This is a genomic window from Rhizobium sp. NZLR1 (assembly GCF_017357385.1).
GTDB lineage: Bacteria > Pseudomonadota > Alphaproteobacteria > Rhizobiales > Rhizobiaceae > Rhizobium.
Genome location: NZ_CP071636.1, coordinates 170,256 through 190,941, shown reverse-complemented (window position 1 = coordinate 190,941; position 20,686 = coordinate 170,256). Strand labels below are relative to the sequence as shown.

Sequence of the window (20,686 nt, the reverse complement as noted above, 5' to 3'; positions counted from 1 at the left end):
AGGATTTATTGCGGTCAGCCAACCAGAGGCGTTGCTTTTGGCGTAGATCGTCCAGCCTCGTCGGGTCGCCGTTGAGATCGGTCAATGCCTGCCGATAGGAGGCCGCCAAGGCGGTGTCCTCAGCAATCAAGGCAGGGGAGGCACAAATCGCCTTTTCAATGGCCGACTGCGCCTTGCCGCAATCAAAGGATTGCGCATGGGAGACCGCTGAGAAAAGACAGCCACTGAGGGCAACAAGCAAACGCAGGCGAAAGACGAAAGCCATGGATAACTCGTTTTTTTAAGTGGCCGGCGCCCTAAAGCGCTTGGCGATCTTTCAGATCGCTCCTCGCGCTTTAGGTCTTTGTTTTTACGCATGTCGTTAGCACAAAACCGCTGCACACTTTTGCGCGACATGCCTTAGTCAATATGAACTATCCTCAATCAAGACAAGAGCCGGTTGCAGCACGCCGAGAACCGCAATGCGCTAAATGTTTGGCGGCGGGACTGTGGAGCCTTTTCCGGCTTCCTCGAAGGCATTTCTTATGCCCGTTACGGCAGTTGATGTATCGTCACGTTCGAAACGACGTTCCGTGCGATCTCGCAGAGATGCCAGTGATGCGTGAGGTAGATGACCTGTCCGACCTTTGCCATTTCGCCGAGCAGGCGGAAGACTTCTTCGGAACGAGGATTGTCGAAGCTCTCCATAATGTCGTCGGCAACGAAGGGCACGGGCGGGCGAAGCGCTGCGAATTCCTCATAGCCTGCAAGCCGAAGCGCGAGATAGAGCTGGAACTGCGTGCCCGTCGACATCGCGTCCGCAAGCTTCGAGCCGGCATCGCGTGACACGCCGATCAGTATTTCCTTGTCGCGGTCGGGCTGGGTGGTCAGGCCGGAATAGTTGCCGCCGGTGATCAGGCGGAAGGCTTCCGATGCGCGTTTCATCATCGAGCTGCGATGTTTCTCGCGATAGATATGCAGCGCCTGCTCGGCCGCGAGCGCGCCGGCACGCAGCGTCAGATGCCGCACGGCCAGTTCCTCGATCTCAAGGAAGATGGTTCGCCGCTTGGCCTCGATCCGCGCCACCGCATCGTCTCCGCCGACGGCCTCAAGCTTCTGCCGTGCCAGCGACATGTCGGAGTAGAGAAGCTTCGCCCGCTCGGTAAGATCCTCGATCCGGGCGCCAAGCTCCATTGCATCGCGCTCGACGGCGCCGGCGTCGATATCGGCAAGGCGCCGTTCGGCCTCGGCGAAACTCGCAGCCCGCAATGCCTCGGTGATCTGGCCGCGCAAGGTGGCGGCCCGCTCCTCCAGCCGGTCCCGCTCCCGAGCCTGGTTCAAAAATGTTTCGACTGAGGCAAGCGAGTCCGTCCCGAAATAGCTGGTCAGTTCGTTCTTGCGGGCATTGTGAACGGCCAGTTCCTCCTCCAGCGCCCGTCGTTTCTCCCCTTGTTGTTCGAGATCCGCTTGCCGGTCTGCCCGAAGCTGCGCCGCGCGCCGCGCTGCCTCATGGCGTTCGACGAGCGTATTGGCAGAGGCGAGCGTATCCGCCGCCGACTGGCTGAGGCCGCATTCTGCGAGAAGACCAGAAATATCTCCGCGGAATTGCTCCTGGTCACGCTCCATCGCGGCAACGCGGCTTGCGAGGTCATGCCGCTCCTTCAGGATGGCTGGCAGCGTGCCCAGCACGTCCAGTATGGCGCGGACGGCGGCCATCGAGCCGGCCTTGTCGGCAAACCAGGTTCGCGACAGCGCCTCCGCCCATTCCCGGTCCCAGGCCGCTATGGTGGCTTCCGCCTCCTGCTGGTCGCGCTCGCGTTCCCTGACATCGCGGCTGAGGTCACCGATTGCCTTCTCATGCGCCTGCCGCGCCGCCAGCTCGGCTTTGCCGGCAGCGAGCATTTCATTCGCAGCCTGCATCAGGTCGGCGACCGGCAGATGGTCGGCGTCACCACGACCGGCATCCGCAAGGTCGGCCGCAAGTGTCGCGGCATGCCTGTTCAGTTCGAGGCGAAGCGCGGCCAATGCGTCTTCGGCTCGCTGCAGATCGTCCCAGGCGGCCAGCGCCGCGGACCGCTTGGTGCTCCATGCCGCGAGTGCTGCAATGCGCGCCGTGGCTTCAGCGTCGTATTCGATCGCGCCGGGCAGCAGACCACGGATGCGCTCGGCAAGCGCATCATGTTCGGCATGCGCCTCGGCGAGCAGTTCCCTTTGCCGTTCGATCGCTGCTGCCGTTGCCGCTTCCGTCTGGCGGAGTTGGCGAAGCTCGGCCAGTTCCTGCGCCCGCGACAGCCGGCCGGCGGACAATATGTCGTCCTGGCGCATCCGATCCTCGAATGTCCGGGCCGTGGCGGCATTCAGGCTGGCAAGATGCGCCTGCCAGGCGGCATCGCGTTCATCGCGTCGCCTCGTGGCCTCGCTATCGTCGATCGAACCGCCGGCGACGAAGGCCGCGATCCGGGCTTTGGTCAGCGCCTGTTCGGTGCCGAGATCGCGCAACCGGGCCTGGTGATCGGCGATCCGCTTGTCGATCGAGGTCGCCTGGCCACGCCAGGCCTCGATCTGGCGAGGCTCCGCCGCGGGCGTCCGTTGCAGTGCCGCGGCATCGCCGGTCCAGGGTGCGAGCTGTGCAAACTGGTTCTCCTGTATTCGCTTCACCTGGACAAGTGTACGTTCTTCCAAGGTGAGCCGCACTGCCAGATCAGACCCCGTGAGCCGGCTCAGGGCGGCCTCGATGCGGCCAAGACGCGCGGGATCTGGGACCGCAGCTGCATTTTTCCAGCCGCCTTCCTCGCCCAGCCTTTCGAGATTCTCGCGCGCTCGCACCCGTTCGCGACCCGCGGCAGCCAGTTTCGCCTCGACGCCGGAGCGTCGTTCGATGAGATCGCGGACGGTGCCGATCAGCGAGGCGGGCAGCAGCAGTGCTTCGGGCGTCGCATGGCCCGGCTGTTCGAGATCGGCCAGAAGCCGGACCAGCACACCGTCCTGTTCGGCCAGCGCCCGCCGGCGCTTCGGCAGGTCGCTGTCGGCCGCGAGATGGCGAACCCGCCCCTGGTCCAGCAGGTCCATATGCGCAGTTAGCGTCAGCGCCTTGTGATCGATGGCGATCGCCTCGATCTCGTCTGTAAGCTGGCGCAGCGTGCGGTCGGCGATTTCGACAAGCGCCTGCAGCCGCGTCTCATCGCGGGAAAGCTGCGGCAGGAGCGCGAACCATTCGGACGGCGGCCGCGGCAGATCGCCCATGTCGGCCGCATCTGTGTCCAGCCGCCGGAGCTCCAGCGCCGCGGGCAGGGCGCCGAGAAGGCGCGTCAGTTCCTGATGCCGGGCCTTGGCCTCGGCCAGTTCTCGCGTGGTCGCGATACAGGCGGCATCGGCCTGCTCATGGGTCGATTTCAGCGCCGAGTAGGCGGAGGCCAATGTGTCGATGGCATTGCGCTCGGCCTTCAACGCTTCGAGCGCGCGCTTGAGTTCGGCAAGCTTCGTGCTCGACGACCGCTTCCTATAGATCACATTGGCTTCGTCGGCGGCGGAAACCAGCGAACGGCTTAAGCCTGCGAGGCCGGAACTTGCCGAGAATAACAACTCGCCAAGCTCGCCCTTGCTCTGGATGATGGCGTTGCCGCCCTCTTTCAGCGACTGGTCGTCGAGTGAGAACATCGTGCGATAGGCCTCGCGGCCGATGCCGCCGAGTGCGCCGGCCAGGAGCGCCTCGTTCACAGCTTGCCCCCGATCGTCGACGAGGCTGCCGGTCCGGAGCTTGAGCCGCGCCAGCTCGTATTCCTCGCCATCGAATTCCAGTCGGGCGCCGACCTTCATCGTGTTGTATGGATGCAGGAAATTGTAGGTGCTGCGCTCACCTATGCCGAAGAGCAGATCGAGATAGGCGGCGAAGGTGGTCGACTTGCCCGCTTCGTTCAGGCCATAGACGATGTGCAAGTCGGGCGAACCCGGACGGACCGCGCCGAAATCGATCGAGTGGTCGGTGAACTTGCCATAGCGGGTGAGGTCCAGCCGTCGGAGGCGCATCAGCTTTCCGCCCGGTCCGCGGCCTTCATCCGGGCGGCAATGTCCTCGGCGCCGTCGGTGAGAAGGCTGTCGATGAAGCGTTCGAAGCCCGCCTCGTCAAGCCCGGCGAATGCTCGGCTCTCGGGCGGCAGGTCGGCGAGCAGGTCGCGAACCACCTCCCTGATATCGTCGCGAAACCCGCTGCGGGCGATGACCTCGTCCCGCATCAACGCACCGAGTTCGACGACGGGATCGGCGGCGGAAGCATCTGCGAGGGGCAAGGGTGCTTCGAAGGCGAGTTCCAGCTTCTCGATCCAGGTCCGGCCGATCCGGTCGCCGCGCTGCTCGGCTTCCGCTTGCATGAGGTCGATGTCACGCCGAAGCTGCCAGGCAAGCTGGGTGCGGCCGGAAAGCCTCAGGCGCGCGACGAGATGCGCCGAGGCCGTGCGGTCGCGCTGTGCTGTCAGTGCCGCTTCGATCGCCATAGCCGCATCACGCCAATCATCGACACCCGTCAGATCGACATCGACCCGCTCGAACTGCGCGACGCTGGTGAGCCGCTCCTCGACCGCCACGGTCCGGTCGTCCGCCACGGTCACCAGCGATACGGTCTTGACGCCCGACTCGTTGATGTCGCGGCCCTGCGGCATACCAGGCATGATGACCGTCGCCGTGCCGGGATGCTGGCTGCGCTGGTGAAGATGGCCGAGCGCCCAGTAGTCGAATCCCGAGGCGTGAAGGTCGAGCACGTTGCAGGGCGCATAGACGTCATGTCCGGCGGATCCGGCGAGACTCGTATGCATGATGCCGATATTGACCGCGCCCGTCACCGGCGGCTTGAACTTCGGCAGAAGCGAGTCTGGCGCTTGCGGCTTGGCGAAGCTCAGGCCGTGGATCGCGACCGACAGGTTACCCTTCGTGGCCTCCACGATCTCGGCGTGGCCGCCGAAGATCTTCAGCGTATCGGGCATCACCAGTTCCTTGGCGATCTTCGACATCGCATCGTGATTGCCGCGGATCTTGAAGACGTGAATCCCCGCTCGGTGCAACCGTTCCAGCTGGCTTGCCAGGAAGCGTGCCGTCTTCATCGACGTCTGATCGCCATCATAGAGATCGCCGGCGATGACGAGCGCATCGACCTGTTCCTCAAGGCACAGGTCGACGATCGCCACCAGCGCCTGCCGGCTGGCGTCGCTCACGAGATCGGCCAGTTCCGCATTGCGAAGAGCCAGGGAACGCAGGGGAGAGTCGAGATGGAGATCGGCAGTGTGGACGAAACGATAGGCCATGAATACAGAAATGGTGTTGCGATAGGACGGTGTAGCAGCTGCCGGCTGACAGATAAACGCGCGATTGTTGTCGCTTGGCAGTAAAAGGTGAGAATGTGCAGCGAGCGTCGATGGCCATGACGGCAGTGGTCTCGTCGCGATCGCAGCCTTTTGGTCGGGCGGCGGCAAAATGGGCCGGCATTGCCGGCCCATCCACAATCACTGCTGCTCGATCGGCGTCGGCACCGCAGCCGGTGAAGCCGGCCGTCCAAGCCGATCGGCGACCAGCATCGACAGCATCATTTCGACGAGACCATTGGTGGCGCCCTTTTCGCCGCCACCGCCGACCTGAATCTGCGGCACGAGCGGCAGCCTGCCGTTTTCGATTGCTTCGGCAAACCGCATGAGGACTTGCGAGTGGAGCTGATAGTCCGGTCCACCGAAGGCCGCGACCTTCTTCTCCGTCGCCTCGGCTTCCGCCAAGCCGATGGCGCGCACCTTTTGGGCATCGGCAAAACCGGTCGCCTTGATGCGTTCGGCATCGGCAAGCGCGATGGCCTTGATCCGGTCGGCTTCGCCGAGGCCGGCGAGGCGCACCTTCTCAGCTTCGGCCTTGGCTGTGACCTGAATGGTCTCTGCCTGCTGACGGGTGCGGGCGAGTTGCGCCTTGCCTTCGTTCTCGCTGATCTCGATGGTGAGTGCTGATGTCGTGATCTTGGCCTGCTGTTCGGCCAGCGCTTCCTTCTCGCGCAATGTGCGCTCCTGGACCGCCGCGGCTTCCTGCAACTTATAGGTCTCGACCTTTTCAACGGCGATCTGACGTTCGCGCAGCTGGATCAGGATCTGCTCGATGCTGTTCTGGCCATTGTTGGCCCGCGGCGTACCGATCAGCACTTCCTGCAGTTCGAGGCTGTAGGAGGTAAACTTCTCGCGCATTTCGTCGCCGGATTTGCGCTGGATTTCGCTGCGTTCCTGCAGCAGTTCGATCAATGTCTTGGTCTGGGCGATATTCTTGAAATAGGCCGAGACCATCGGATCGAGCGTCTGTTCGACCAGCCGTTTGATATCGCCGAAACGCTGCACGACGAGGGGCGCCTTCATATAATCGATATGCACGACGACCGAGAGCGGCAGCACGGGTTCGAACGCGTCCTTGGTGATCAGCGATACTTCGGAAAGATTCTCATCCAGCCTGTGCTCGCCGAACTGTTCCTTCGTCCACTTCAGCACGAAGTTGGTGGTTGGCACGATGATGATATTGCCGGCAAAGGTATTGAACGCATATTTGCCCGGCAGAAGCGGCGTCGACCAGACACCGCGTGCGCCTGTCTCGACCAATTCGCCATGACGATAGGATTGGCCGGAAATATCGGCGCTTCGCCGGCCGGTATAGGAGACGACGACACCCACCGTGCCAACGTCGATGATCGTCTTCTCCACAAGTTCGACGGTCGCGAAGATGCGGTTGAGGAAATAACTGCCATCGGCAAGCACCTGCAATTGCCGGCCGCGATAACCGCCGGCATTGAGAAACTTCTCCGGATCCTGAAAATTATTGTGGAAGTTCGGATCCTTTGGGTTGTTGGCAACAGTCGGCGCAATGATCTCGCCATCCGGCAGCGCCGGACCGTCATGGATGGTGACGATGCCGATCAGGTCCTCGGCGTCGTGAATGACGACGGGCTCGAAGCCATTCCGCTCGCTAATCAGCGTCGACATGTCGGCAAACAGTCTTTGTTCCGACGCGTTCAGGTTGACGGCGTAGTTCGATTGTGCGGTCAGCACGATGAACTGCACGAGATTAATGGCATAGGTGCCTTCGCGCAGGATCTTGCGTTGTGGCCCCTTCTGGCCGCCCTTTGTGAGAAAGCCGCGCACATCCTGAAAATCACCGGCTTCGATATTCGAAGCAAGCGTCTGGGTCGGCGGCAACGGCTCGCCGTCACGGGCGAAGACATAGCCGATCTGGCCCTGCGGAATGGTTACGAGATTGGCGCGATGCATCGAATATTGGAACGGCATGAAGAAATGCAGGCCGCCGCGCACGACTTCCGGCTGGAAGCCGGCCTCACCGTAGAGCGCAATGAAGCCATTCTCAACGGAGCCGCGAAAACTCCATAGCTTTTCGAGAATGCCGAGCCTGTCGTTGGGGATATAGCGGATCACGCCGCTCCACCGGAACAGGATTGCCACCACGATGATCGGGACGGCGATTTCGATCGCCTTCCACCCCATCGGACCAAGATATTGCAGGTTTTCCATCTTTTCTCTCGTATGGGCGCACGGGTTCGTCCACCCGATGGCCGCCCGGTTGGTGTTGGTTGATAAGACGGGGAGATGGCGCGCCTATTTGCTCGAGGCACTACAGCGCCGCGCGTCTTTTCCGACGCGCAAAGGACGTTGTAGCACTTTGAATTGCTGCATAATTTTGTCCTTGGATCGATTCCGATCTAAGGAATTATGCAGTAAAGGTGCATCGAACGCTTGGGCTGCTCATTGTCTGGGAAAAATGACCTCGCGTCCCAAGTCCCCAATGAGGGGCGGCGTGGTCGTGAATGCTCTCACATCGGTGTCGCCTTGATAGACATGACGATGGACGACGTAATGATTGCGCCTATAGGTTTAAAGACGTCCAATGCGGAAATCGGATAAGTACTTCCGACGATTTTGGTATTTCGAGCATTCAATTCTTCTAAATTATACCTGGCTCTCGAAATCCACATAAATAAAGGGGCTTTTGGTTTCTTCGATAACTCAAGAAATCGAAATTCGGTTCCGGCTTCTCGATCCCCCGATCAGCGGCATGCGTCGCGCTTGGTCGCGCTCCAGACAGAGACCGTGCTGCCCTTGCTTGATGCGCTATGACCGATCCGCATTTGTAAAGGCGTCGAAGATCGCGCGATGTCCGGCATCGTTCGGATGGACCATATCGGCGGAGGTCAGGTCGCCATCGCCGTGCGCCTTCATGTTTTCGTAGACAGGTGCATAGAAGAGCGAGAAGCGTCGCGCCAGCTTGCGCACGACTTCGACATACCCTTCGAAACCCATGCGCGTCTGGCTCGTGAAGCCGGTGCTGCCGACTAAGAACCCGGCATCCGGGAGGTAGGGTGGGCTGCCGATCGCCAGCCGTTCCGCGTGCCCCGCCGCGATCAACTTTTCCAGCATCGTCGCGTAGTCGCGGCTGAAGTTTCGGACGTTCATTGTGTCGGGAGCGGCGGTATAACGGGCGTCGTTATAGCCGTACAAAATGAGGATCGCATCACGGTGCGGCGCATCCAGAAGCACTTTTTCGAAACGGCCGATGCCGTTGTCCGGTCGCGGTTTTCCGTCCGCCAGCTGAGATCCTTGCAGCACGGTGCCGGGGATGGCGTGGTTGCGGATCGGGAGACAGTCGACTGCCTCGGCAAACAAAGCCGGCCAGGCAAGGTGCGGCTGGCTGGCGTTGAAGCCAGCGGTGATGCTGTCGCCAAACACGCGCATGCCGGATGTTCCAAGCGATCTCAAATGCTCTCCAAAACCCACCGATCTCCCCAAATTTTCGCGCTTGACAGCCGCCGTCCTCATCCTGTTAATGCGTATTAGCTGCTAATACGTATTAACAGTCAAGAGTCGATCGGGAGAACACTGCGTGGCAAGTCCTAAGCGCTTGACTCAGCATGATATTGCCAAGCTTGCGGGCGTCAGTCAGGCAACCGTTTCGCTTGTGCTGAACGGCGCGCCGACCGCTCTTGCGCGTATCCCGCTGGAAACCCGCGAGCGCGTCCAACAGGTCATTCGCACGACTGGTTACGTTGCGGACCCGATCGCCCGACGGATGGCCAAAGGCCTCAACCGTATCCTCGGCGTCTTCACCTATGAACCGGCTTTCCCGAGCGAACAGGCAGACTTCTTCACGCCTTTCCTGCTCGGCATTGAGGAAGAGGCGCAGGCGCAGAACTACGACCTGTTGCTTCTGACCGGCGCCGGAGTCGGCAACGACCGCAAGATTTTTGCCGACGGCAACCGGTTGAGAATTGCCGACGGCTGCCTCGTGCTCGGCCGCGAATTCGACCGCGCGGAACTCAAGCGCCTGGTTTCCGGCGACTATCCCTTCGTGGCGATCGGCCGACGCGAGGACGCTGGCGGACCCGTTCCTTATGTTGGCGGCGACTACGCGACCGGCACCCGTGCGCTGGTCGAAAAGGCGAGAGCGCTCGGACATGAGAAGCTGGCCTATGTCGGCCCTAACGGATCGGCCGAATCCGTTGTCGACCGCTGGCACGGCTTTGCCGCGGCGGTTGCCGAGGGCGCCGAGTTCGTCTTGCATGTCGATGATGTCGGCAGGTCGGCCGGCGAAATTCTCGATACCATCCTTACCTGTGGCGCAACCGCCGTCTTCTTCGTCGAACTAGCGGACGCGGTGCGGGTCGAGGCGGTGGCCCGCGAGCGAGGGTTGTCGGTACCGGATGATTTTTCCGCTGTCGTGCTCGGCCGCCACGTGCGGGCCGGACGCAGCCATGTGCAGTTCACCTCCTTCAATATTCCTCGCGAAGAGATGGGGCGGCAGGCGACCGCCATGCTGGTGCGTCGCATCGAGGGGGCGATCCCGATTGAGCAAGTTCTTCTGACGTGTGAACCGGTCGAGGGCGAAACCCTCGGACCCGCAAAGAAACGGAATTGAGAACGTGAAAGAAATGCAAGCGGATATCCTGATTGTCGGCGGTGGTCTCGGTGGCGTGGCGGCTGCGCTTGGCGCCTGCCGGGCTGGCCGCAGTGTCATCATGACCGAGGAATTCGACTGGATCGGTGGTCAGTCGACCAGCCAGGGCGTGCCGTCGGACGAGCATAGCTGGGTCGAGCAGTTTGGCATCACTCGCTCGTATCGCAAGCTGCGCAACGGCATCCGCCAATATTACCGCGACAACTATCCGCTTACCGAAGGCGCGCGCGCCTGGGGCGACCTCAATCCCGGCGCCGGCTGGGTCAGCCGCATCTGCGCTGAACCGCGGGTCAGCCTGGCGGTGATGGAAGCCATGTTGATGCCCTATCGGGGTGCCGGCCGCCTGAAGTTGCTGCAGCCCTACCGTCCGGTCGGGGCCGATGTCGATGGTGATATGGTTCGTTCCGTCACCGTCCGTCACCGCGACACGGATCTGGAGATCACCATTTCCGCAGCTTATATCCTCGACGCCACCGAACTCGGCGACCTCTTGCCGATGACCGAGACGGAGTATGTGAAGGGTTTCGAGGCGCAATCCGACACCCGCGAACCGAGCGCGCCGCCTGAAGCCCAGCCGGATAACGTTCAAGCCGTGTCGGTCTGTTTCGCGGTCGATTGCGTGGATGGCGACCAGACGATCGACAAGCCGGAAAACTACGACTATTGGCGCGAATACCAGCCGCATTTCTGGGGCGGGCCGCTGCTCGGCTTCACCGCGCCGCATCCGCGCACGCTGGAATTCACGACACGCTCCTTCACGCCTAATGTTGACGATGATCCGCTGGCCGTCGATGCCGACCAGCGCAAGGGCGGTGGTGACGAAAACCTCTGGCTCTTTCGTCGCATCGCAGCCCGGCGCAACTTCCAGCCCGGTTTCTACCAGTCGGACATCTGCTTTGTGAACTGGCCGATGATCGACTACATGGACGGCACGATTATCGACGTATCGGAAGAGGAAAAAGCACGGCACCTGAAGTCGGCAGCCGACCTTTCCTATTCGGTCTTCTACTGGCTGCAGACGGAAGCGCCTCGTTTCGACGGCGGCCAGGGCTACCGCGGTCTCCGACTTCGCGGCGACATTACCGGCACGGAACATGGTCTTGCCATGGCGCCCTATATCCGCGAAAGCCGCCGCATCAAGCCGGTCACTCGCATTGTAGAGCAGGACCTGTCTTATTCGGTGCGCGGCACAAAGGGCGCGGTCAACTACCGCGATAGCGTCGGCATCGGCATGTACCGCATCGACCTTCACCCCTCGACCGGCGGCGACAACTATATCGACGTGCCGTCCTGCCCGTTCGAGATCCCGCTTGGTTCACTCCTGCCGCAGCGAATGAAGAATCTCATTGCCGCCGGCAAGAACATCGGCACCACCCACATCACCAATGGCTGCTACCGCTTGCACCCTGTCGAATGGAACATCGGCGAAGCTGCCGGCATGCTGGCAGCCCATTGCCTGGAGAAGGGGCTTACGCCGCACCAGGTTCAGGAAAACGATGAGCAACTCCACGATTTCCAGCGGGAGCTTAGGCGCGAAGGCATCGAAATGCGCTGGCCGGACGTCTCGGCATACTGATTAACCCATCTTTGGAGGAGGAACGGGAATGAACTATCACAGGACCCTGAGATCGGCCGTCGCGGCATTGGCGCTCGCCGCGCCATTCGCATGGCATGGCATCGCCAATGCCGAAGATGCGATCAACCTGCGCATGACGATCTGGAGCGCCAACGAGGCGCATCTGAAGCTCTTCAACGAGATCGCCGCGGGCTTTTCCAAGGATCATCCGAATGTGAAGGTGACTTATGAGTCGCTGCCGTTCGACACCTACACGACCGCGCTGACCACCCAGATCGCCGGCGGCAATGCGCCTGATATGGCCTGGATTTTCGAGACCGCAGCCTACGACTTCGTCAACTCCGGCGCGCTTTACCCGCTTACCGATGTGTTGAAGGCGACCAAGGGCTACAATGCCGAAGAACTGATCCCCACGGCGGCCGAACGCTGGACCAAGGATGGCAAGCTTTACGCCTATCCATTTTCAACCTCGCCGTTTGCGATGTTCGTCAACAACGACGTCATCAAGGCGGCTGGCGCCAAGACGCCGGCCGAGATGATTGCCGCCGGGCAATGGACCTGGGATAACGTGATCGCCACGGCCTCGGCCGTCGGCCAAGGGGATAAGGTGCCGGGCAAGGGCGGCTTGATCGTGCGCGACTTCAATTACCAGATCTGGCAGAATCTCGCTTCGGTCTGGAACGGCTGGGGCGCTTCGCCCTGGAGCGCCGATGGCAAGACCTGCACGATCACCGAAAAACCCATGGTCGATGCGCTGACTTTCATCCACGACGCGATCTTCAAGAAGAAGGCGATCCCGGGTCCCGGCGAAAACGTCGATTTCTTTGCCGGCAATGCGGCGATGACCATCACTCAGATCAGCCGCGCCTCGCTCCTCCCGAAGGACAAGCCGTTCTCTTGGGATCTGGTGCCGCTGCCGAAGGGGCCGGCCGGCGAATATTCGCTGATCGGTCAGGCCGGCGTCGGCGTCATGCAGGCCGGCAAGAATGCCAACACCGCCGCCGAATTCGTCGCCTATATGACCAATCCGGAAAACTCGGCCAAACTCAGCCAGTTCTTCCCCTCGGCCCGCAAGTCGCTGCTGAACGCAGATGTGCTCAAGAAGACCAACCCGCTGCTCAGCCAGGAGCAGATCGGCAAGGTTGTCATCTCCGGCATCGCCACCGGCAAGGTCATTCCCGGTCATACCGGCTTTGCACAAATCCAGCAGGCGGTGCGCTCCGGGCTTGATGCCGTCTGGCGTCCGGATGCCGATATTCCCGGCACGCTCCAGAAGATCTGCGGCCAGATCGGCCCACTGCTGAAGCGCTAAGAGGTAAGGTGATGGCTGTCGCACGGGATCATATACGCTCGGAAGGCCGTGCCTCATCGCCCTTCTGGACGATCGGACGGCGCGACAGCCTCGCCGGTTTCCTTTTCATCGCCCCGCAGCTGATCGGCATCATTGGGTTCGTGCTGATCCCGCTCGGGCTTGTCTTCTGGTATTCGCTCCACGAGTGGAACGTGCTCGCCAATACCTTCACCTATACCGGCACGCAGAACTATCAGATGCTGATCGAGGACACGAACCTCCTCGAAGTGCTGGGCGCGACCGCGATCTTTTCTGCCGGGCTGGTGATCCTCAACATGGCGCTGGCGTTGCTGCTCGCGGTGCTTCTCAACCAGAAGCTCGCCGGCATCACCATCTTCCGCACGCTGTTCTTCTCGCCGGTCGTGGTGTCGCTGGTCGCGTGGACGATCGTCTGGGGTTTCCTTTTGCAGAAGAACGGCGGCATCAACGGCATGTTGCAGCTCGTCGGTATCGAAGGGCCGAACTGGCTGCGTGAGGAAACGACCGCGATGATCTCAGTGATCGTCGTGCAGGTTTTCAAGAATGTCGGCCTCAACATGATCCTGTTCCTGGCGGCCCTGCAGGGCGTGCCGAACGAACTCTACGAGGCCGCCCGCATCGACGGTGCGCCGCGCTTCAAGCAGTTCCGTCGCATCACCCTGCCGTTGATCAGCCCGACCATCCTCTTGACCTCGATCATCACCATCGTCGGGTCGCTGCAGGTTTTCGCGCAGATTGCCGTTCTGACCCAGGGTGGACCGGGAATATCGACGACGGTGCTGGTCTATTACCTCTATCAGCAGGCCTTCCAGTTCCATCTCTTCGGCTACGGCTCGACGCTGTCGATCTTGCTCTTCGTCATCGTCGCCGCCCTGACCTTTGCCCAATGGCAGATGCGCAAGAGGATTGTCTTCTATGAAAGCTGATCTCTCTCCGCGACTGAAAACGTTTGTCTACGGGCTGATGTGCGTGCTGCTAATCCCCTTCGTCTTCCCGACCTGGTGGATGGTGACATCCTCGGTGAAGCCGATCAGCGATATCTTCGCTTTTCCGCCGCGTCTCATCCCGGAGAGCTACGACTGGACGACCTACAGCAAGGTGTTCGAATTGCAGCCCTTCGTGACGCAATATTGGAACTCGGCCTATATCGCCGGGGTTGTGACGGTTGGCACCATGGTCGTCTCCTCGATGGCGGGCTACGCTTTCGCGCGCATCAGATTTCCCTTCGCCAACGCGATCTTCATGATCGTATTGCTCGGCCTTCTCATTCCGTCGGAAGTGACGATTGTGCCGCTCTTCCAGATGTTCCTGAAGGCGGGCATGGTAAACACCCACTGGCCGTTGATCCTCGTGCCGATCTTCGGAGCGCCGAGCGTTTTCGCCACCTTCGTGATGCGGCAGTTTTTCGTGACACTGCCGGCGGAGCTGGAGGAAGCGGCGCGCGTCGATGGCCTCGGCCGCTTCAAGATTTTTCGGAAGATCGCACTGCCGCTGGCAAGACCGGCGCTTGCATCGGTCGCGATATTCACCTTCCTGCATTCCTGGAACCTGTTCCTCGAACCGATCGTGTTCCTCTCAAGTGCCGACAAGTTCACCCTGCCGCAGGCGCTTACCCAATACACCGACGCCTATGGCGGTCCCATGTGGAACATCCAGCTCGCCGCCGCGACGCTGACGGCGCTTCCCGTGCTCATCGTCTTCATCATCGCGCAGAAGCAATTCGTCGAAGGGCTCGCGCATACCGGCCTCAAGGGCTGAAGAACCCGGAAATCGAATGATGGCTGAAGTTACCCTTTCCCGCGTCCGAAAGAATTATGGTGCCTTGGGCATCATCCACGACGTCACCCTCGAAATCGAAGACGGCGAGTTCGTCGTGCTTGTCGGACCCTCCGGTTGCGGCAAGTCCACTTTGCTCCGGATGATCGCCGGGTTGGAGACGATCACCGCTGGCGACGTCCGCATCGGCCGGCGCGTGGTGAACGAGCTCGATCCAAAGGATCGCGACATCGCCATGGTCTTCCAGAATTATGCGCTGTATCCGCATATGACGGTCGCGACGAATATGGGGTTTTCGCTAGAGCATCGCGGCATCAAAAAGGCCGCGATCGAGGAGCGGGTGAATTGGGCGGCCGATATCCTTGGGCTGTCGCATCTGCTCGACCGTTATCCGCGCCAGCTTTCGGGCGGGCAACGGCAGCGCGTCGCCATGGGCCGAGCGATCGTCCGCGATCCGCAGGTGTTTCTGTTCGACGAGCCGCTGTCGAACCTCGATGCCAAGCTGCGCGTCGTGATGCGCGGCGAAATCAGGAGCCTGCACCAGAAACTCAAAACCACGACCATCTACGTCACCCACGACCAGGTGGAGGCGATGACCATGGCCGACAAGATCGTCGTGCTCAACGGCGGCCGGGTTGAGCAGATCGGCGCGCCGCTCGATCTATACGACCGGCCGGCCAACCAGTTCGTCGCGGGTTTCATCGGGTCGCCGGCCATGAATTTCCTGACCGGCACAATCACCTCGGGCGGTTTCGCGGCACCGGGTATCCTGCTGCCGCTGCCGGAGGCGGCCGAGGAATTCAGGGGCCGCAACGCGGTTTACGGCATTCGTCCCGAACATTTCGCCCTCGACGAGCAGGGCGTGCCCGCGGAAATCATCCTGGTCGAGCCGATGGGTTCGGAAACGCATGTGACGGTGAAACTCGGCGATACGACGGTCACCTGCGTTTTCCGCGAGCGCGTGTCACTCTCGCCCGGCGCGATGATCCGCGTGCGGCCAGAACTTGCCACCGTCCATCTCTTTGCGGCCGATGATGGCCAGCGGCTGAATTGAGATCCAACATGGATGCCTATCCTGAAACCAAACTCACCAAGGCGCTGCGAGGTGGCGACTTTCCGGTCATCGTCTCACTTGCGCGTCATGACCTCGATCTCGCCAGGGCGGCGTTGAGGGCAGGGGCCTTTGCGCTGAAAGTGCATCTCAATGCCTACCACCGCGCGACCGGCACCACCTTCGGCAGCTTCGCGCAAGAGCGGCCCTTCTTCGAGAAGCTCGCCACGTTGGGCGTGCCGCTCCTTGTCATGGCCGGGCAGACGAATGTGCCGAGCGCGCAGGAGATGGATGCGCTCGCCGATCTCGGCTTCGAGGGCTTCAACATCTATATCAGCGACATGCAGCCCCATCTCTGGCAATCGAAGCTTCGGCCGATGCCGGCGCTCGGCGAAAGGAGCACCGAGGAGGAATTTCGCAAAATCCTCAAGATTCCGGGCGCGATGATGGAAGCCTCTATTGCTGCCTTCGCGGACTACGGCAAGCCGCTCGATGAGACCGATCTTGCCCGCTACAGAGCGATTGTCGCCAAGGCCGGCATCCCGGTCATTGCGCCGAGCCAGAAGAAATTCACGGCCGAGGATATGCCAAAGTTGAAGGCGGCCGGCATCGCTGCGGCGCTGCTCGGCGTCATCGTCACCGGCACGACGCCGGAAAGCATGGAAGCCGCTGTTCGGCCGATCGTGGAGAGCGCAAGGCGCTTGGCCGGCAGTTAATCCTTGCCGACAAGCAACCCATGCGGATCAGATGGAAATTCAGGGGCCCGCAGCCCAATCGCCGGCCCTGCTCGAGGCTTGACCCTCAGAGCACGCCCTTCCTCAGGATGAAGTTCCCATAGGGGCGCGATTCAGCGGTCTGGATGATCGCAAACGATCGCATCGCAATGGGATAGTAAGCAAACCTCTCGATAGGTTGGCTCGCGATCGAGCGCCCTTCTGCCTCACCGCATACGGTGATGACGTCCCGGTGCACTTCCAGCAACTCACCCGGCGCGTCGACGGCCTCCATGTGCATCAGCGGCGTGTCGCCGAATCTGTCCAGGGGCATCATCTTGAGGATCCCGTCAACTGCAGTCGGTGCATCGACCCCCTCCAAGATGAGAAGCTTTCCGCTGGTGGTCTGGGTCGACACCCGAAAGCCCGAGAAGTTTCGATCGACGATGGCCAATTCGTCGCCATGACCCATAGAGGCCATAACCCACAACAAGTCGGCCGTAACGAACGGCGGAACGCCTTTGAGCACGTCATTTCCCTCCCAAGAGATGATCACGAATTGGACAATATCGAGAAAAAAACGATTGCGCAAACGTTTCGATGGCGCTAGCCTGATCTTATTCGCGGATCCTTGGAGAGCCTTTTTAAGGTTGGAATTCCGCCTGGGAGGAAAATTTGAGACGCTTTCTTGTTGTGCTGCCGGCGAACGCCGGAGCGCGCTCATGACGACGATTTCCGAAGTTGCAAAGGCGGCGGGGGTTTCGGTCTCCACGGTTTCCCATGTTCTCAACAAGACGCGCTACGTGTCGCCCGAGAAGGCGAAGCTCGTCATGGAGGCCGTGGACGAGATCGGATACATCCCGAACGCTGTTGCACGCTCTCTCAAATTATCGTCGACGGGCACGGTCGGACTGGCGATTTCGGCGATTTCGAACCCTTACTTCAGCGACATCATCTGCGCGATCGAAGCCGAGTGTTCCAAGCGAGGCTTGATCGTATTTCTGTGCGATACACAGGATGATCCGGATCGAGAACTGGAACTCGTCCGGCATCTGCACCACCGCCGTGTCGACGGGATTATCCTTGCCGCTTCGGGCGATCCTAAGAAATCGCTGGACTACCTCCTTGAATGCGATGTTCCCTGTGTGCTCGTCGACAGGCTCTCCGATGATCGTTTCGATCAGGTCGGGACCGACAACACGGCGGCAATTCGCATGCTGGTCGATCACCTCGTCACGCTCCATCACCACCGGGTTGGGATCATCCTCGGCCAGCCTGGATTTGCGACGACCGTGGAGCGCACCAGGGCTTTCCGGGAAGCTATGACGGAGAGGGGGATAGAGGTCCCACATGCCTTCATCAGCAACGGCAACCGCAGCACGGCTGACGCCGCCGCTTCGACGCACCGCTTGCTGGAACTGAAGGAGCCACCGACAGCAATCCTTGCCTCAAACAATCTAGCGATGATCGGCGCTATGAGAGCCATTCGGGAACGGGGACTGCGCGTTCCCGAAGACATTTCGGTGCTCGGGATCGATGATTTCGAATGGGCAGACTACTTCGAGCCGCGCCTGACGCTGATGGCCCAGCCTTGCGATGAGATTGGCAGGAAGGCGGCCGACTTGCTGATTGCGCGGATCGGCAACAAGCACCGCCCCCGCGAGACCGTTCGACTGTCGCCGGTTTTGCGGGTGCGTGAATCGTGTGGAGAAGCAGCATGAGCCAGGTTGTTCTTTCGGCGAAAGGGGTCACCAAGCATTTTGGCGGGGTTCAAGCGCTGCGTGGCGTGGACTTCGATCTTAAAGTGGGTGAAATCCATGCCCTGCTTGGAGAGAATGGCGCGGGCAAATCGACGTTGATGAACCTGATGTCCGGTGTGCACACGCCGGACCAGGGAGAGATCTTTATCGATGGCAAACCCGCCCGATTTCACAGCCCCCGGGATGCACAGGCGGCGGGAATTGCAACGATTTTCCAGGAATTGGATCTCGTTCCGAGTCTGAGCGTCGCGGCCAATCTCTTTCTTGGCCGCGAGCTTGTCCATCCCCATGGCATGCTCGACGGAAAGGCGATGCTGCGCGAAGCGCACAAAAGGCTGGAAGCAATCGACCGATCGATCGATCCCGCTCAGCTTGTCGGCGAGCTATCTATCGGCCAACGCCAGGTCGTCGCCATTGTCAAGGCGCTGTCCTATGCATCGCGCGCTCTGATTATGGATGAGCCGACAGCGGCGTTGACTGTCGGCGAAGTCGATCGATTGTTCGATATCATGCGCGGGCTCGCATCATCAGGCGTCGGTATCGTCTATATTTCGCATCGCCTTGAGGAAGTGCCGCAGATTGCCCATCGCGTGACGGTCATGCGCGACGGCAAGGTCGCCGGCATTACCGAACCGAACGCTCCGCAAGCCCAACTGGTGCAGCTTCTCGTCGGCCGTCCGTTGAACGAGCTTTACCCGCCTCGATCGGATCGTGTCGGCGACGTGTTACTGAGGATGCGGCAGGCCTCTTTCCGCCCGCACCGGGCGTCACCCGGCTGGCAAGCTCCATCGAAGATCGACCTGGATGTTCACCGCGGTGAAATTGTCGGTTTGGCTGGCGTGATGGGTGCAGGGCGAACGGAGCTTCTTAGCGCTCTTTACGGGACAGGTGTGCCGGGCCGATGGCAGGGTGAGGTTACCATTGGCGGCAAACCGGCAAGGCTTAGATCCATCGCAGCCGCGCGCCGGGCTGGCCTCGCCTTCGTAACCGACGATCGGCGCGGCGCCGGGCTGATGCTGCGTATGTCTGTCGGCCTCAATCTGGTCATGTCGATCATTCGCCGAATATCCCCAAAGGGCTTGTTGTCTGCACGTCGACAGGACGATGCGATCAAGAGCTCGTTCGGGAATTTCGACATCCGTCCCAAGAATCCCGGGATCGCGGTGGGTGCTCTTTCTGGCGGCAACCAGCAGAAGGTCGTCCTTGCCAAGGAAGTGCTGGGCAATCCCAGCTTGTTGCTTCTCGACGAGCCGACCCGCGGTGTTGACGTCGGAGCAAAGGGAGAGATTTACGCCCGCTTGCGCGAATTTGCCTCGGACGGATTGGGCATCCTTGTCGCTTCAAGCGAAATGCCTGAGCTGATTGGCCTATGCGATCGAATAGTGGTTCTACGCAATGGCTGCAGCGTTGCCGAATTTTCTGGCGGGGTGGGCGAACACGACGTTCTGGCCGCCGCCAACGGGAGGGAGGGATGATGTCCGAACAGCAAATTACGTCGAGTTCTCCGATTCAACCGGCAAAGCGCATCGATCCGCTTGCGGTGATCGTCCGCTTCCAAAGCCTGATCGGCCTTGTGCTGGTGTTTGCCGGTGGCATCATATTCTCGCCGCGTAGGCATGGGGTCATCCTGTTCATTCAACCCGACAACATCGCCAACATCGTTCGCGCAGTGTCGGAAACCGGCATCATCGCCATCGGAATGACGTTTGTGATCATAACCGCCGGGATCGATCTTTCGGTTGGGGCCGCCCTTGGTCTTGCGAGCGTCGTCACAGCAACATTGATGGTCTCCGGCGGTTTTGGACTGATTACAACGGTGCTGGCAGTGCTGCTGATGGGCACTTGTTTCGGCTTGGTCCAGGGAGCGATCTCAAGCAAGTTTCGGCTTGAAGCCTTTATCGTCACTCTTGCCGGTTTACAGGCAGCTCGCGGGCTGGCACTCGTCGTGTCGGGCAATCAGTACATCAATATATCCTATGGTGATGGCCCTGGGCTGGCTCCACCCATCTTTGCGGTTCTCGGCGGGCGATTGTTCGGCAATGTCGTTCCGGTGGCCACGATCGTCTTTTTGATTTTTGCTTGCATCGCCACGCTGGTGCTGAACACGACTAGATTCGGCCGTTACGTCTATGCCGTCGGCGGAAACGAGCGCGCCGCTCGCATTTCAGGTGTTCCGGTCTCGGCAATCAAGATCGCCGTTTACGCCATTACCGGCTTTGCATCCGCGCTGGCCGGCATCGTCCATGCCGGGCAATTCAATTTCGGGAGCGCCAATGATGGCACCGGATATGAACTGACGGCCATCGCGGCTGTCGTCATTGGTGGGACAAGCCTGTTTGGCGGGTCGGGTTCCATGGTCGGAACGATCGCCGGTACGATCATGCTTGGCGCCTTGGCCAATATTCTTCAGCTCAACAACATCACGCCGGCCATGCAGCTGCTTTCTACAGCGGCAATTATCGTTCTGGCGGCAGTCCTTCAATCCCTCGTTCGTCGCCGCGAAGGATTGGGCAGGTAGTGTGGCGGCAT

Annotated in this window: 15 protein-coding genes; 10 read left to right on the top strand and 5 right to left on the bottom strand. The window is 60.8% G+C overall.

Going from position 1 to position 20,686, the window contains the following annotated elements:
• Window positions 1-531: 531 nt before the first annotated feature.
• The 4 genes from J3O30_RS31425 to J3O30_RS31410 form a co-directional block, all read right to left on the bottom strand.
• Window positions 532-4,005, bottom strand: coding sequence for an AAA family ATPase (locus J3O30_RS31425; RefSeq protein ID WP_207585742.1), 3,474 nt, complete (start codon window positions 4,003-4,005; stop codon window positions 532-534).
• A complete protein-coding gene (locus J3O30_RS31420) occupies window positions 4,005-5,273 on the bottom strand; it encodes a DNA repair exonuclease (protein ID WP_207585741.1) in 1,269 nt (422 codons plus the stop codon). The genes J3O30_RS31425 and J3O30_RS31420 overlap by 1 nt, the downstream gene beginning before the upstream one ends.
• Before the next feature lie 198 nt (window positions 5,274-5,471).
• A complete protein-coding gene (locus J3O30_RS31415; RefSeq protein WP_207585740.1) occupies window positions 5,472-7,514 on the bottom strand; it encodes a flotillin family protein in 2,043 nt (680 codons plus the stop codon).
• A 597-nt stretch (window positions 7,515-8,111) separates the two neighbouring features.
• Complete coding sequence (locus tag J3O30_RS31410; RefSeq protein ID WP_246762905.1) at window positions 8,112-8,732, bottom strand: SGNH/GDSL hydrolase family protein; 621 nt, start codon at window positions 8,730-8,732, stop codon at window positions 8,112-8,114.
• A gap of 148 nt (window positions 8,733-8,880) precedes the next feature.
• On the opposite strand from J3O30_RS31410, the gene J3O30_RS31405 reads away from it, so the two are divergent.
• From J3O30_RS31405 to J3O30_RS31375, 7 genes are read left to right on the top strand one after another with little or no spacing between them, the layout of a single operon-like run.
• Entirely contained in the window at window positions 8,881-9,912 is a 1,032-nt protein-coding gene (locus J3O30_RS31405; protein ID WP_207585738.1) for a LacI family DNA-binding transcriptional regulator, read from the top strand.
• Between the two features lie 13 nt (window positions 9,913-9,925).
• Window positions 9,926-11,527 (top strand): FAD-dependent oxidoreductase, encoded by a 1,602-nt coding sequence (locus tag J3O30_RS31400; RefSeq protein ID WP_207585928.1) that lies wholly within the window; start codon window positions 9,926-9,928, stop codon window positions 11,525-11,527.
• A 28-nt stretch (window positions 11,528-11,555) separates the two neighbouring features.
• Window positions 11,556-12,839 (top strand): sugar ABC transporter substrate-binding protein, encoded by a 1,284-nt coding sequence (locus tag J3O30_RS31395; RefSeq protein WP_207585737.1) that lies wholly within the window; start codon window positions 11,556-11,558, stop codon window positions 12,837-12,839.
• A gap of 11 nt (window positions 12,840-12,850) precedes the next feature.
• Window positions 12,851-13,783 carry a sugar ABC transporter permease gene (locus tag J3O30_RS31390; protein ID WP_207585736.1) on the top strand — a complete coding sequence of 311 codons (933 nt, stop codon included), beginning with the start codon at window positions 12,851-12,853 and terminating at the stop codon, window positions 13,781-13,783.
• A complete protein-coding gene (locus J3O30_RS31385; protein WP_207585735.1) occupies window positions 13,773-14,615 on the top strand; it encodes a carbohydrate ABC transporter permease in 843 nt (280 codons plus the stop codon). The genes J3O30_RS31390 and J3O30_RS31385 overlap by 11 nt, the downstream gene beginning before the upstream one ends.
• A 19-nt stretch (window positions 14,616-14,634) precedes the next feature.
• Entirely contained in the window at window positions 14,635-15,687 is a 1,053-nt protein-coding gene (gene ugpC / locus J3O30_RS31380; RefSeq protein ID WP_207585734.1) for a sn-glycerol-3-phosphate ABC transporter ATP-binding protein UgpC, read from the top strand.
• Window positions 15,688-15,695: 8 nt separating this feature from the next.
• Window positions 15,696-16,400: a hypothetical protein gene (locus tag J3O30_RS31375; RefSeq protein WP_207585733.1), complete on the top strand. Its 705-nt coding sequence runs from the start codon at window positions 15,696-15,698 to the stop codon at window positions 16,398-16,400.
• Between the two features lie 85 nt (window positions 16,401-16,485).
• On the opposite strand, the gene J3O30_RS31370 is transcribed toward J3O30_RS31375, so the two are convergent.
• On the bottom strand, window positions 16,486-16,926 hold the full coding sequence (locus J3O30_RS31370) for an RbsD/FucU domain-containing protein (RefSeq protein ID WP_207585927.1): 441 nt from the start codon (window positions 16,924-16,926) through the stop codon (window positions 16,486-16,488).
• 193 nt (window positions 16,927-17,119) lie between these two features.
• On the opposite strand from J3O30_RS31370, the gene J3O30_RS31365 reads away from it, so the two are divergent.
• Genes J3O30_RS31365 through J3O30_RS31355 form a run of 3 tightly spaced genes read left to right on the top strand, consistent with a single transcriptional unit; the run spans window position 17,120 to window position 20,675 of the window.
• Window positions 17,120-18,118 (top strand): LacI family DNA-binding transcriptional regulator, encoded by a 999-nt coding sequence (locus tag J3O30_RS31365; RefSeq protein WP_207585732.1) that lies wholly within the window; start codon window positions 17,120-17,122, stop codon window positions 18,116-18,118.
• Entirely contained in the window at window positions 18,115-19,632 is a 1,518-nt protein-coding gene (locus tag J3O30_RS31360; RefSeq protein WP_207585731.1) for a sugar ABC transporter ATP-binding protein, read from the top strand. The genes J3O30_RS31365 and J3O30_RS31360 overlap by 4 nt, the downstream gene beginning before the upstream one ends.
• Window positions 19,632-20,675, top strand: a complete 1,044-nt coding sequence (locus tag J3O30_RS31355; RefSeq protein ID WP_207585730.1) for an ABC transporter permease — start codon at window positions 19,632-19,634, stop codon at window positions 20,673-20,675. Before J3O30_RS31360 ends, J3O30_RS31355 begins: the two co-directional genes overlap by 1 nt.
• Window positions 20,676-20,686: the final 11 nt, after the last annotated feature.

Excerpts from the sequence above, each read along its gene's own strand:
- J3O30_RS31425 (WP_207585742.1), bottom strand. The coding sequence starts at position 4,005 with ATGCGCCTCCGACGGCTGGACCTCACCCGCTATGGCAAGTTCACCGAC.
- J3O30_RS31420 (WP_207585741.1), bottom strand. The coding sequence starts at position 5,273 with ATGGCCTATCGTTTCGTCCACACTGCCGATCTCCATCTCGACTCTCCC.
- J3O30_RS31415 (WP_207585740.1), bottom strand. The coding sequence starts at position 7,514 with ATGGAAAACCTGCAATATCTTGGTCCGATGGGGTGGAAGGCGATCGAA.
- J3O30_RS31410 (WP_246762905.1), bottom strand. The coding sequence starts at position 8,732 with ATGCGCGTGTTTGGCGACAGCATCACCGCTGGCTTCAACGCCAGCCAG.
- J3O30_RS31400 (WP_207585928.1), top strand. The coding sequence starts at position 9,926 with ATGCAAGCGGATATCCTGATTGTCGGCGGTGGTCTCGGTGGCGTGGCG.
- J3O30_RS31395 (WP_207585737.1), top strand. The coding sequence starts at position 11,556 with ATGAACTATCACAGGACCCTGAGATCGGCCGTCGCGGCATTGGCGCTC.
- J3O30_RS31390 (WP_207585736.1), top strand. The coding sequence starts at position 12,851 with ATGGCTGTCGCACGGGATCATATACGCTCGGAAGGCCGTGCCTCATCG.
- J3O30_RS31385 (WP_207585735.1), top strand. The coding sequence starts at position 13,773 with ATGAAAGCTGATCTCTCTCCGCGACTGAAAACGTTTGTCTACGGGCTG.
- ugpC (WP_207585734.1), top strand. The coding sequence starts at position 14,635 with ATGGCTGAAGTTACCCTTTCCCGCGTCCGAAAGAATTATGGTGCCTTG.
- J3O30_RS31375 (WP_207585733.1), top strand. The coding sequence starts at position 15,696 with ATGGATGCCTATCCTGAAACCAAACTCACCAAGGCGCTGCGAGGTGGC.
- J3O30_RS31365 (WP_207585732.1), top strand. The coding sequence starts at position 17,120 with ATGACGACGATTTCCGAAGTTGCAAAGGCGGCGGGGGTTTCGGTCTCC.
- J3O30_RS31360 (WP_207585731.1), top strand. The coding sequence starts at position 18,115 with ATGAGCCAGGTTGTTCTTTCGGCGAAAGGGGTCACCAAGCATTTTGGC.
- J3O30_RS31355 (WP_207585730.1), top strand. The coding sequence starts at position 19,632 with ATGTCCGAACAGCAAATTACGTCGAGTTCTCCGATTCAACCGGCAAAG.